Raw genomic sequence first — 13,101 nt, forward strand, 5'->3', positions numbered from 1 at the left:
GCTCACGTACCCCCGCCCGGGCGGCTCACGCGCGCGTTCAGCCGCTCGCGCGAGCCGCCCGGCACCGGTCCCCCGCCGGTGGACGGTCCTTCGGCCGGGGTGGGTGGCGACGGCGTGCGCGGCTCAGGCCGAGCGCACGGCGGTCAGCCGGTCGGGGGCGAGCAGACCGTCGCCGTGCAGGCCGTCGCCGTAGCGGTCCCGTAGCCAGGTGGGCTGGTAGACCGTGTCGAGGTAGCGTTCGCCGAGGTCGGGGGCGATCGCCACCGCGGTCAGGCGGTGCGTGCGGTGGCGGGTGAGCCAGCTCGCGGCGCCGCTGACGACGGTGCCGGTGGAGCCGCCGAAGAGGAAGCCGCGGCCGGCCAGGCGGTGGCAGGCGCGGACGGTGTCCGCCTCCTCCACGTGGATCACCTCGTCCACGTACGACGTGTCGAGCAGCTGCGGCGGGACGCTGGTGCCCAGGCCCGGGATCACCCGGCGGCCCGGGGCGCCGCCGAAGGAGACCGAGCCGACGCTGTCCACCGCGACGATCCGCACCGGCCGGTGCCAGGTGCGGAAGTACCGGGCGCAGCCCATCAGGGTGCCGGTGGTGCCCGCGCCGACGAACAGCACGTCCAGGTGCGGGAACTGGCGGGCGATCGCGGGTGCCGTACGGCGGTGGTGCGCCTTCCAGTTGTCCGGGTTGGCGAACTGGTTGAGCCAGACGTAGCGGTCGTCCGAGGCGGTCAGGCTGCGGACGTAGGCGATGCGCGCGCCGAGGAAGCCGGACTGCGCGTCCGGCTCGGTGATCACGTGCACCCGGCTGCCCAGCGCCTCCATCATCCGCCGGGCCGACAGATTGCAGCGGGCGTCCGTGACGCACAGGAATCCGTAGCCCTTACTGGCCGCGATGATGCTCAGCGCCACCCCCAGGTTCCCGGACGAGGATTCCACCAGGGTGGCTCCGGGCGTGAGCACCCCGTCGCGTTCCGCCGCCGCCACCATTTCCGTGGCGGCCTTCAGTTTGATCGAGCCCGCGAAATTGAAGCCCTCGCATTTCAGGAAGAGCGGATGCCCGAACGTCGCCCGCAGGTCGACATAGAGGTCCTCCTCGTTGAAGTCGAGCGGCATGGATATGACCGGCACTTGTTTCCCCCCTGGTTACGCAATGCACTCAGTCGTTCGCCGGGGCCGACGCGGTCGGCCCCTTCGTCACCGGCGGCGCGTTCATCCGTACCGGCGAAGTTCGTGGAAGAAGTCGTCGATGACGTGCAGTTCGCCGGAGCGGGCGATTTCGCCGTGGACGAAGTCGCCGACGGCGAGGTCGAGCACCCCGAGCCCGAAGGGCGAGAAGATCACCGTCCGGTCCTCCGGTACGCGCACCCGCCCGGCCAGCACGTCCGCCAGCGTCCCGTCGATGAAGTCCCGGCGCCCGGTGCGCTGTTCGGCCAGGTGCGGTGAGGTGTCGGCCTTCAGGCAGTGCTCCACGTCGTCGACGAAGTTGGCCGAGGCGAGCACGATCTCGGGTGCCAGGTCGCGCAGCGAGATGTGCAGCACCAGCGGGTGGTGCGCGAACCAGGCCGGGTCGACGACGTGCGGCCGGGCGGCGACGGTGGCGAAGACGACGAGGTCGCTGGTGCGGATCAGCCGTTCGGGGTCGGTGTGGAGGGTGATCCGGCCGCCCGGCGCGGTCCCGGTGTGGTCCGCGTCCGGTTCCCCCTGGCGTTCGAGGTACGTGCGGAAGCCATCCGCGCTCTCGGCGGACACGTCGTACACCCCGGTCGCCTCGAACCGCCAGCCGGTGGCGGTCAGGAAGGTGTGGACGTAGCGGGCGATCAGGCCGGCGCCGAAGAAGCCGGCGCGCCGCGGGCGCGGCCGGCCGCGGCTGAGCCGGTCGGCCGCCGCTGCCGCCGAGGCCGCCGTCCTGGTGGCGCTGATGACCGAGCTCTCCAGGCAGGCGTACGGATAGCCGGTGGCCGGGTCGTTGAGGATCAGCACGGCCGAGGCCCGCGGGATGCCCGCCGCCACGTTCCGCGGGAAGCTGGAGATCCACTTCAGGCCGTCCACCGGGCGCGGTCCGCCGAGCGAGGCGGGCAGGGCGATGATCCGGGAGTCCGGGCGGTCGGGGAAGCGCAGGAAGCAGGACGGCGGGTTGAGCGTGTGGCCGTCGCCGTGCAGCCGGTAGGTGTCCTCGACCAGGCGGACGAGCTGCCGCTCGCGGCCGCGCAGGACGCGCTGCACCTGGGCTCCGGAGACGGCCGCGAAGGGCGGCACCGCGCCCGGCCGGTCCGGTGTGCCGGGCGCGTTCCCGGCCCCGGTGGTGGGCGTGCCGGTCATGAGGCCATCGCCTCCCCCGTGGGCGCGCCGGCGGACAGGTGCACCGCGTCGGTCATGCCGACGAGGACCTCGCGCGGCCCTTCGTACGGCTCCCTGCTGTGCGCCGTACGGACGTTGTCCACGAGCATCAGATCGCCCGCCTGCCACGGTTCGCGCGCGGTGTGCGCCTCGTAGACGGAGTTGAGCAGCCGTACGACGTCCTCGCCGATCGGGTCGCCCCCGCCGTAACGGGTGGTGAACGGGAGCGCGTCGGCGCCGTACACGTCCGTCAGGTACTCGCGCACCTCCGGGTCCATCGTCCATTCGTTGAGGAACGCGATCTGGTTGAACCAGCAGCGGCGGCCGGTGACCGGGTGGCGCAGCACGGCGGCGCGCCGCTGCCGGGTGCGCAGGGCGCCGTCCGGCTGCCAGGCGTACTCGATGGCGTGGCCGCGGCAGTAGCGTTCGACGGCGCGGCGGTCGTCGGTGCCGAACGCCTCGGTCAGGGTGGCCCCGATCTCGTCGTTGTAGGTCCGGGTGAGCAGCCAGCCTTCGGCCTCGAAGCGCGCGGTCAGCTCGGCCGGCAGCGCGTCGAGGACGGCGGCCGCGTCGGCGACCCCGGTCGCGCCGCCGCTGTCCGGCGCGCCGAGGCACGCGAAGAGCAGCAGGCCGGGGGCCGCGAGCGTGTAGCTGAGTTCGTGGTGCATGCACATCGGCTGGTAGGGCGGCCACTTGGCGGAGGAGTACACGCGGTCGGCGTACTCGCGGCGCGGCGCGAAGGCCTCCCGCTCGGTCAGCAGACCGGTGCCCAGGTGCCGGAAGACGGCGGCGGTCTGGTCGGCGTCCCGCAGTCCGAGGCCGCGGACCAGGACGCAGCCGTGCTCGACGGCGAGGGCCCGCAGGGTGTCCCGGTGGCCGGCGGCCCAGCTCGCCGCGTCGCCGGTGGGCTCGGCCAGGAGGACCGGGGGCGTGCCCGGGACGAGGTGGAGGCCGACGGGTGGTGTGAAGGGTGAAGGTGGCATGGGGTGGTCGTCCTTTCGGTGGTACGGGCAGTACTTGCGGATGGTTCGGCCGCGGCTCCGGTGTCCCTCTCAGGAGGGCGCCCGCAGTCCGGCGGCGCGCAGCACCGCCCGCGCCGTGTCGTCCGGCCTGGTGAGCGGGAGACCGTGGCCGCCCGCCGTCAGCTCGTACAGCTCGACGTGCTCGGCCAGCAGCTCCCAGGCGCGGTACCGGTGCCGGAACGGGGCGGTGCGCGGGTCGTCGGCCGCGACGACGAGGGTGACCGGGGTGGTCAGCTTCGCCGCCGGCGGTGCGGATGGTGGGTGGATGTCATCGGGCACGTGCCCGGCGATGAACAGCCGTCGGGCGCGCTTCCCGCGCTTCTCCAGCTGCCTGGCCGCCTCCACGGCGTGGGCGGCCCCCGAGCCGTGTCCCCACAGCAGGAGTTCGTCCGGGGCGAGCCGGGTCAGCTCGGCGACGAGGTGACCGACGCGTTCCGTGGCGGTCACCGGTCCGGCCCCGTACACTCCCCACCCGCTCCCGCGCAACGCCTCGGCCAGTGGTTGGAAGGCCGCCGTGTCGCCGCCCTCCCCGGGGAAGCAGACCAAGGCGCCCTCGTGGGCGGCGTCCGGTGCGGACAGTGGGCGCAGCAGCCGCGTACCCGTATCGGTGTCCGTGCCCGACCTGCGGTCGAGCAGCCCTGCCAGGTCGGTGAGGACCGGCCGCCGGGTGACGTCCTTGAGGGAGACCGCGCGGTCCAGGAGGATCGCCAGTTTCACCGCCGCGAGCGAGGTGCCGCCGCGGTCGAAGAAGTGGTCGCGGCGGCCGATGCGGTCCTCGGGTATGCCGAGCACCGTGGCCCACGCGGCGGCGAGGCGCCGTTCGGTCGGTGTGCGCGGTGTGTGGCGGTGGTCGTCGGTGGCGTCCGGTCCGGCGGCGAGTGCGGTCAGGGCCTTGCGGTCGGTCTTGCTGTTGGCGGTCAGCGGCAGTCCGTCGCCGCGCCAGTGGAAGGCCGACGGGACCATGTACGCGGGCAGCGACCGTGCCAGGCGGCCGCGCAGGGTGTCCGCGCCGACCGGCCGCGGACCGCTGTAGAAGGCCACCAGGCGCGCGGCCTGTCCGGCCGGTTCGCCGACGACCACGGCGGCGTCGCGGACGCCGGGCACCCGTAGCAGCGCGTTCTCGACCTCGCCGGTCTCCACGCGGAAGCCGCGGACCTTGACCTGGGTGTCGCGGCGGCCGAGGAACTCCAGCTTCCCGTCGGGCCGCCAACGGCCGAAGTCACCGCCCTGGTACAGCCGTTGGCCGGGCCGGTGGGGGTCGGTGCCGAAGCAGGCGCGGGTGCGTTCGGGGTCGTTGACGTAGCCGCGGCCCACGCACACGCCGGAGAAGACGATCGCGCCGGGCGCGCCGAGCGGGACCGGCGCGAGGTGTTCGTCGACGACGTACTGGCGGACATTGGCGACCGGCGGGCCGAGCGGGACCCGCGGCCCGTCCGGCGCGCGGCGCATGACCTCGTGGTTGGTGTCGTCCGAGGTCTCGGTCAGTCCGTACGCGTTGACCAGGGCGACGCCGGGCCGGGCGGCGAACCAGCGCTGCGCCAGCTCGGGTTTGAGCGCCTCGCCGGTCGCGGACACGTACGCGAGGTCGGGCAGTTCGCGGGGGTGCTGCTCCAGGTAGGACAGGACGGCTTCCAGGTACGACGGTACGACCTGGAGGACGCTGACCCGGCCGTCGGCGAGCCGGTCGACGAAGCGGGGGACGTCCAGGACCGCCTCCTGCTCGATCAGGAGGGTGCGGCCGCCGACGAGGAGCGCGGCGATCAGCTGCCACAGCGAGATGTCGAAGCACTGGGGCGCGGTCTGGGCGACCACCTGGCCGGGGCCGATCTCCAGGTCGTCGATCTTGGCGTAGAGGTGGTTGAGCAGGCCGGCGTGCTCGCACATCGCGCCCTTGGGCTCGCCGGTGGACCCGGAGGTGAAGTAGATGTAGGCGAGTTGGCCGGGCGTGACGCGGACGCCGAGGTCGTGACCGGGGTGGTCTTCCGCGTAGGCCGCCTCCACGGTCAGGCACCGGGTCCCGGGCAGGGACTCCAGGGCCTCGTCGAGGGTGGCCGTGCTGCCGTGTTCGGTGAGGACGAGGCCGCAGCCGGCCCGGGTGAGGGTGGTCGCGACGCGGTCGGCGGGGAAGTGCGGCTCGATGGGCAGGTAGACGCCGCCGGCCTTCAGGACGGCGAGGACGGCGGCCGTCCAGTCCAGGTTGCGTTCGGTGACCACCGCGACGACTCCCTCGCGGCGCAGGCCCCGGGCGAGCAGGGCGCGGCCGATCCGGTTCGCGCGGGCATTGAGTTCGCCGTACGTCCAGCGCCGGTCGCCGTGGACGGCCGCGACGGCGTCGGGGTGCGCAGCCACCCGCTGTTCGAAGATCTCGTGCGCGCGGCGGTCCGGGAGTTCCCTGCGGGGCCCGGCGAGCCCTTCGAGCTGGAGGGCGCGTTCGCCGGTGGAGAGCAGGCTCTGCCGGTCGTGTTCGGCGTACGGGTCGGCGGCGATCAGGGCGAGGGCGGTCAGGTGGTATCCGGCGATCCGGGCGGCGCACTCCGCGTCGAGGGCGTCGGTGCGGTGGCGCAGCCGTAGGGCCGGGCGGTCCCGGTGCAGGGCGGTGCCCGTGGTGAGGACGGTGGCCGGAGCGAGGCCGTCCTCGGTGTCGTGCGGGTCGAAGACCGTCTCGTGGAGCGGGCCTTCCAGGCCCAGTTGCCGTGTCAGGTCCTCGACCGGCGCGTCCTGGTGTGCCAGCAGCCGGGATTCGGCCCGGCGGGTGTGCAGGACCAGCGCCCGCCAGGTGCCGGGGGCGGCCGTCAGCCGGCACGGGAGCGGCCGGGCGCCCGCCGTCGCGGCGTAGCCGAGGGTGACCTCGCGCTCGCCGGTCAGTGCGGCGAGCACCTTGACGTGCGCGGCCAGGAATACGGAGCGGAGCGGCACCGCCAGTTCGTCCGCGACGTGTCGCAGGGCCTCCAGGAGGTCGCCGGGGAGCGTGGCCGTGTGCTCGGCCAGGCCCGGTACGGGGTCGCGGGTCCACCTCGGGATGGCGGTGAAGCCACCGCCGCCGAGCACGCCGCGCCAGAACTCGCGGTCGGCTTCTGCTGCTGACCTGGCCATCGTGGGGTCCTCACTTCTCGGTCATGGTGTCGGGCATCTCCCTGGCGGGATTGCCGCCCCACCGCGCGTGCCGGGGCACGTCCTCGCCCTTCATGAGGAAGGAGTCGGGCGCGAGCACCGCGCCGTCGCCCACCGTGGCGCCGTAGTGGACGAAGGCTCCGGTGCCGAGGGTGCAGCCGGCGCCGAGGGTGGTGCGGTCGGACTTGAACGTGCCGTCCTCCTGGGAGTGGCACTGGATGACGCTGCCCACGTTGAGCGTGGCGTGGTCGCCGATCGTGACGAGGGAGCGTTCGGGCAGGAAGCAGCCGTCGTCAAAGACGCGCCGGCCGACCCGGGCGCCCAGCAGCCGCCAGAACAGGCTCTTGAACGGGGTGCCGTTCAAGAAGCGCAGGGGCATCGCGTGGAGCTTCCAGAACCGTTCGTGCCGCCAGAAGTACGGCGCGTAGATCGAGCAGTAGCGCGGGGCCTGGCGCCGGAACCCGGTGGCCGCGCCTTCGACGCACACGGAGTGGCCGACGGAGAAGAGCAGCGCGAGGACGGATCCCAGCGCGACCGCCACGGCGCCGAGCACCGCGTAGAGGTCGGCGGCGGCCCAGGCGATCAGTGTGACCACGAACAGCTGCGACCACCGGACCAGCAGGAACAAACCCATCGTGCGCAGGTTGTAGGCGTTCTTGGCGGCGAGGTGGCGGCGCAGCTCATCGCCGCTGCGCAGGTGGTCGAAGGCGGCGTCGCGCTCGACGGACCGGGGGATCTCGAAGCAGGGCGAGCCCAGCAGGCCGACGCCTTCCCGGACGGGCCCGTCCACGGGGACCGCGACCTTCGTGGCGAGGAGGCAGTTGTCGCCCGTCCGGCCCTGTGGCGGGTAGTGGACGGCGTTGCCGAGGAAGTTGCGCGGTCCGATGGTGACGCGGGACAGGCGGAAGGAGGTCCGGGAGTAGTCCGCGTTCATGATCGACAGGCCGTCGGCGACCATCGTGCCGCTGCCGACCGTGCTCAGGTGCGGCGATTCCTGCCGTACCTCCGTGCCGAAGTTCGAGCCGGTCTGCTCGACGCGGGACAGGTCGTACCCGAGGCGCCCGAGGTAGGGGACGACGTAGGAGCTGTCGCCGAAGAGCCTGGTGTAGAACTTGACGTTGGTCATCCGGGCGATGGCCCGGTGCAGCGAATAGTGCAGCCCGTAGAGCCGGTAGACCTTGCCGGGCACGAGGAAGAGGTGGAGCAGCCGGGGCACCGTGGTCACCGCGAGCAGGCCGACGAGCGTTCCGCCGAAGAACAGCACGAACGAGGTGACCAGCGCTTCGCCGTAGAACGACCAGGTCGTGAAGGCGAGCGGTCCGGTGTCCAGAAGCGTAGCCGGCCGCGGGACTTCGGCCAGCAGGATGCTCACCCCGCCGATGCTCAGCGGCAGGTACACGAGCAGCGCGCTCAGCAGTTGCAGCACGCTGTAGGTGACGCGCGGGCCGCCGCGTCCGGCCGCGTCGAGCGTCCGGTAGTCCACGTCGGTACGCTGCGCGGGAGAGCCGTGCCAGTGTTCGCCGGCGGGGACGTTCTGCCCCGGGTGGAGGGAGGACGCGTGGCCCAGTTGGGCCCCGTCGCCGAGCGAGGTTCCGATGTCGAGCACCGTCGCCTCATTGATGAGCACATCCTGCCCGAGGGTGACCGGGCCGGTCCGGATCACTCCGGCGCGGGCCCGGTAGCAGGTGAAGTACGCGTCCTTGCGGATGACCGTGCCCGCTTCGACGGTCAGCAGGTCGGTGCAGACCGGCAGGTGCTTGGACAGGATCGTGACGTCCCGTCCGATCTTCGCGCCCAGCGCCCTGAGGTAGCCGACGTAGAGCGGCGACCCCACGAAGAGGACCAGCGGGCTGACGTGCATCAGCGTCCTGACGGCCCAGAAGCGGAAGTACGCCGGGCCCCAGATGCGTATCTCCCGGGGCCGCCACCGCCCGATGAGCACCCACTTGGCGAGTACCGGCAGGGCGCACAGGCCGAGGAAGACCGCGGCGCCGAAGGCGACCGCCCGCAGGTAGACGCCGCCCGGGCCCGGCGCGGCGGACATCCAGTCGTATCCGGTGGCGGTGACGGCCGCGACGAGGAAGGAGCAGCCGAGGAGCGTCAGGAGCTGGAGCGTTCCGCACAGGAGGTACGCGGGGGTGCCGACGGGGCGCGCCGCCCCGGACGGCGCGGGGTCCGGCGGCGGCACCGGCGCCCGGGCGGCCGGTCCGGGCGCGGCTTCGGCGAGTGCCGTCGCCAGGGCACTGATCGTCGGGTACCGGTAGATGTCCTTCATCGACACCGACGGGAGGTCGGCACGCTTCCTGACGCGGGCACAGAAGTGGGCCATGACCAGCGAGTCGGCGCCCAGGTCGGTGAAGAAGTGGGCGTCGGGCGGCACCCGCTCGACGCGCAGGACGTCCGCCAGCGTCGCGGCGAGCACGGCATCGGCGCCGGCCGGGGCGCCGGGACGGTCATCGGGGGCGGACGGGGTGGCGGGCGGGCCGATCGGCGGTGCGGCTGCCGGGGCGGGGGACGGGCCGGCTGCCTGCGCCTCGACGGATTTTCCCAGCACGTGGGCTCCTTCGGATGCGGAAGAGACGGGGACGCACCGGGCGTCCGTCCGCCGACGGGGCGGTCCCCGGTGCCGGCGGAGCGGTTCCCGGCGCGCCGACGGCTCGGGGCTCTTGCCGGCAGAGGCGTGAACCGCGGCGGAACACCGTGAAAATTCAAGTAACACCGGGAAGACCACGCCCGGCCGGGCAGCCCGCGGGGGTCCGTAATCCGTAGGGCCGGTACGTTCACGGGGGCCGCGGCCCCCTCGCGTTCATCCGCCCGGACGCCCGCTCCGGCGCCGCTCACCGACCGCCGCGGCCAACTCGCCGTCCGCGCCCCGCTCACCGGCGACGCCACCTGCCCCACACGCCACCGGCAGCGATGCCACTGCCGTGGACAACCGCCTGGTCGGTACGGGTGAGCTGCGGGGAATCAGCCCGCTTTCGGTTGTTCCGGCGCCGGAGGCGAACCTATCCTCGCGGCGGGGGGTGCACCACGATGCGCCACTCGGTTGGAGCGTCGAAGATGGTGTCAGCCGCAGGACCCGAAGGCTTCCCCGCAGCACTGACCACCTTCGTGGGCCGCCGTCAGGAAGCCGCCGGAGTCGGGGCGCGCCTGGAGCGCGGCCGGCTGGTCACGCTGACCGGAGCCGGCGGCGCCGGCAAGAGCCGGCTCGCCATCGAGGTGGCCATGAGCCGCGCGCCCCGCCACCGGGACGGTGTGCGCTTCGTCGAACTGGCCGTCCTCGCCGACCCGCTGCTGCTGGCGCACGCCGTGGCGGCCGGTCTCGGCGTGCAGGAACAGGCGGGCCGGACCCTGCCGGCGGTGCTGGTCGAGCGGCTGCGCGACGCGGACATGCTGCTCGTCCTGGACTGCTGCGAGCACCTCGTGGAGGCGGTCGCGCAGTTCGTCCTCACCCTGCTGTCCGCCTGCCCGAACCTCCGCGTCCTGGCGACGAGCCGGGAACGCCTGGGCGTCCCCGGCGAGGTCCTCTGGCCGGTGACGGGCCTCGCCACTCCCCCGGCGCACGCCGACGGGGCCGAGGTCCTGCGGTACGACGCGGTACGTCTGTTCGCCGACCGGGCCGCCGCGGTCGAGCCGGGGTTCGCGGTCACCGACGCCAACGCGGCGGCGGTGGCGGAGATCTGCCGCAAGCTGGACGGACTGCCGCTGGCCATCGAGCTGGCCGCGGCGCGCACCAACGCGCTCGACGCGGCGCAGCTCAGCGGGTGGCTGGACGGCCGCTTCCGGTTCCTGGCATGGGAGACCCGGGCGTCCTCCCCCCGCCACCGCACGCTGGACAGCGTCGTGGAGTGGAGTTACAACCTGCTCAGCGAGCCCGAGCGGAGGCTGTTCGAGCGGCTGGCGGTGTTCGCGGGCGCCTTCACGCTGGACGCCGTCGAGGCCGTGACCGCCGAGGGGGCCGGCACCGCGGACCTCGGGGAACTGCTGCTGCGGCTGGTCGACAAGTCGCTGGTGACGGTCGTACCGCGGCACACCCCGGCCCGCTACCGGATGCTGGAGACCCTGCGCGCGTACGGGCTGGCGCGATTACGGGAGCGCGGCGGCCTCGCGTCGCTGTCCGCGCAGCACGCCGCGTACTTCCACGACCTCGCCGAGCAGGCCTGGGAACGCTTTCGCGGGCCGCACCAGGCGGTGTGGCTGGAGCGTCTCAGGGCCGAGCACGACGACCTCCGGGCGGCCCTCGAATACCTGCTGGCCTCCCACGACATCGACAACGCGGTGTGCCTGGCCGGTGCTCTCGCCTCGTTCTGGGACGTGCAGGGCCATTACGCCGAGGGGCGCGTCCGGCTCGAACGGGCGCTGGGCGCGGACCGCGATGCCACCGCCAAAGGCCGCGTACGGGCGCTGAACGGACTGGGGCTCCTCGCCGTGATCCAGGGGGACGTGGAGCGCGCCCGGCAGTCCTGTTCCGAAGCCGAGCGTCTGTCCCGGCGCAACGGCGACCTGCCCGGCCTGGCGTGCGCCCTCCAGTGCCTCGGGTTCGGCGCCCTGCTCAAGGGCAATCCGGACGGTGCGGCCGAGGTGCTGGGCGAGTCGCTGGAAGTCGCCCTGAAGACCGACGAACCGTGGCTGGAGGGCTGGTCGTACCTGCTCCTGGCCATGGTGGAGGTCGTACGGAGCGACTTCACGCGGGCCTCCCGGCACGGCAGGACCGCGTTCCGCCTGCTGTACGAGGCGGGCGAGCCGAAAGGCATCGCCTGGGCCCACCTCACCCTCGCCACCGCTTCGTGGGGCCAGGAGGACGTCCGGGACGCCCGTGCCCGCACGGGAGAGGCGCTGCGGCTGTTCCACCGGCTCGACGCGCCGTGGGGCCTCGCCGAGGTCTTCCAGATCGCGGCCATGCTGGCCATGTCCCGTCAGCACTGGGACCGGGCCGCCGCGCTGTTCGGAGCCGCGGACACGGCGCGGAAGAAGTCCGGTGCCGCGCTGCCGGCCTTCCTCAAGGGGTGGCGGGCGGCCGGTATCCGCAAGGTGCGGGCGGAACTGGGCGACCGGCGTTTCGGCCCGGCGCGGGAGCACGGGCTGCGGTGGCCGCTCGATGCCGCCGTACTGGCCGCCGCCGCGGAACTCGGTACGGCACCGCCGCCGCTCCCCCCGGCCCGGAGGGAGACACCGCGTACGGGAGCCCTCCGCGGGGAGGTGTCCGCCGCGGAGGCGCCTCGCAACGGCGCGGCCGGAGGCGGCACCCGCGCCCTCGTGGAATCCGGGACAGCGGTGCCGCACCAGGCCGCGCTGCGCAGGAAAGGGGACTACTGGACCCTGGACCACGACGGCCTGGTCGTGCACCTCAAGCACACGGTCGGTCTCGGCTACCTGGCCCGGCTGCTCTCCGAACCCGACCGGGAGTTCCTGGCCCGCGAACTGGCGGCGGCCGACCGCGGTCCGGCCGCCCCCGGCTACCCGGGCGTACGGGAATGGCCTTCCTCCCCGGGCACCGGCGACGCCGGTCCGGCCCTCGACGCCCGCGCGAAGACGGCCTACCGCAGGCGCCTGCGCGAGCTGGCCGAGGAACTGGAGGAGGCCGAGCGCTTCCACGACACCGGACGGGCCGAACGGGCCCGCGTCGAACTCGACGCGGTGACCGAGCAACTGGCCGGCGCGGTCGGCCTGGGCGGCCGCGACCGCCGGGCCGCCTCCGACACCGAGCGGGCCCGTCTGAGCGTCACCAAAGCCCTGAAGGCCGCGGTGAAACGCGTTGCCGTGCACGACCCGGTGCTCGGGCTGCACCTGCAACGCAGCGTACGGACCGGGGCCTACTGCTCGTATGCGCCGGATCCGGCCACGCGCATCGTCTGGCGCTGAACCCGGCCGGGGCGCACGGCAGGAGAGGTACTGGCCGAAAGTGATCCCCAGATCAGGACAAGTCGTCTACGGTACGACTGCCGGTGGGGCCGTTGACACCGTGACGGACAGTGGAGGCCCCTGCGGCATCCCCCCTCCGAAAGGACGCGCCCCCTTCCGGACATTCTCCGAAATAACGGCGTGCTGATGTTGTGATGGGTGTACTCGGGCTGCACGCGGGGTGGTGTGGTTTCGAGGAGCTGCTATGTACTGCAACCGGTGTGGTGCCCAGGTCATCCAAGGACCGGACGGCGGATGGTCCTGCAACTGTGGAGCGTCCGGATGACGGAGGCTGAACCAAGGCCCGGCAGCGCGGGCGTCGGAGAGCCGGCCGTACGGCGGCCGGAGTACTTCACCACGGCTCCGTGCCCGCGCTGTCAGACCGCCAACGACGGACTCAACGGCCGCTTCGCGTGCGACGCCTGCGGCCACGCGTACTCCTTCCTCCCCTCGGCCTGACGGCCCGTAAGGCATACGGCCGCCTACCCCGGGCCTTCGCTGGATTCCCGCGGAGCGGGTAGAAGGCAGAGGTGGAGTATCTGGTGGTGTTGCTGCTCGCGTCCGTACTGGTCGGCGGGCTGGTGGTGTTTCTCGTGGAAGCCGGTGTCCGGCGCACTCGGTCCTCGGCCACCCGCGACGAGCAGGAGGTCAACGAGCTGTACCGGCGCTACGGGGAGGGACGGTGGTGACGGTCCGGGCCCCGGACCGGACGCCGGGCGGCGCCGGCAGCCACCCT

The 13,101-nt window shown here is 73.2% G+C and carries 8 protein-coding genes; 3 read left to right on the top strand and 5 right to left on the bottom strand.

Translation table 11 applies throughout. From position 1 onward, the window contains the following. Positions 1-123: 123 nt before the first annotated feature. The 5 genes from sbnA to CP973_RS24440 form a co-directional block, all read right to left on the bottom strand. Complete coding sequence (sbnA, locus tag CP973_RS24420) at positions 124-1,122, bottom strand: 2,3-diaminopropionate biosynthesis protein SbnA (protein ID WP_150245166.1); 999 nt, start codon at positions 1,120-1,122, stop codon at positions 124-126. Between the two features lie 81 nt (positions 1,123-1,203). Continuing rightward, positions 1,204-2,313, bottom strand: a complete 1,110-nt coding sequence (sbnB, locus tag CP973_RS24425; protein WP_150245169.1) for a 2,3-diaminopropionate biosynthesis protein SbnB — start codon at positions 2,311-2,313, stop codon at positions 1,204-1,206. Next, the gene (locus CP973_RS24430; protein WP_150245171.1) at positions 2,310-3,314 is read right to left on the bottom strand and encodes a TauD/TfdA family dioxygenase; all 1,005 of its coding nucleotides are present in this window, start codon (positions 3,312-3,314) and stop codon (positions 2,310-2,312) included. Before CP973_RS24430 ends, sbnB begins: the two co-directional genes overlap by 4 nt. Before the next feature lie 69 nt (positions 3,315-3,383). Then, positions 3,384-6,446 (bottom strand): non-ribosomal peptide synthetase, encoded by a 3,063-nt coding sequence (locus CP973_RS24435; protein WP_150245174.1) that lies wholly within the window; start codon positions 6,444-6,446, stop codon positions 3,384-3,386. Between the two features lie 10 nt (positions 6,447-6,456). Beyond that, positions 6,457-9,015, bottom strand: a complete 2,559-nt coding sequence (locus CP973_RS24440) for a Pls/PosA family non-ribosomal peptide synthetase (RefSeq protein WP_150250177.1) — start codon at positions 9,013-9,015, stop codon at positions 6,457-6,459. Between the two features lie 509 nt (positions 9,016-9,524). Between CP973_RS24440 and CP973_RS24445 the strand changes: the two genes are divergently transcribed. The 3 genes from CP973_RS24445 (at position 9,525) to CP973_RS40175 (ending at position 13,054) form a co-directional block, all read left to right on the top strand. Next, the gene (locus CP973_RS24445) at positions 9,525-12,326 is read left to right on the top strand and encodes an ATP-binding protein (RefSeq protein WP_150245177.1); all 2,802 of its coding nucleotides are present in this window, start codon (positions 9,525-9,527) and stop codon (positions 12,324-12,326) included. A 321-nt stretch (positions 12,327-12,647) separates the two neighbouring features. Continuing rightward, the gene (locus CP973_RS40170) at positions 12,648-12,824 is read left to right on the top strand and encodes a hypothetical protein (protein ID WP_167538504.1); all 177 of its coding nucleotides are present in this window, start codon (positions 12,648-12,650) and stop codon (positions 12,822-12,824) included. Positions 12,825-12,895: 71 nt separating this feature from the next. Next, a complete protein-coding gene (locus CP973_RS40175) occupies positions 12,896-13,054 on the top strand; it encodes a hypothetical protein (protein ID WP_167538505.1) in 159 nt (52 codons plus the stop codon). Positions 13,055-13,101: the final 47 nt, after the last annotated feature.

The sequence above is a fragment of the Streptomyces albofaciens JCM 4342 genome, from assembly GCF_008634025.1.
Taxonomy (GTDB): domain Bacteria; phylum Actinomycetota; class Actinomycetes; order Streptomycetales; family Streptomycetaceae; genus Streptomyces; species Streptomyces albofaciens.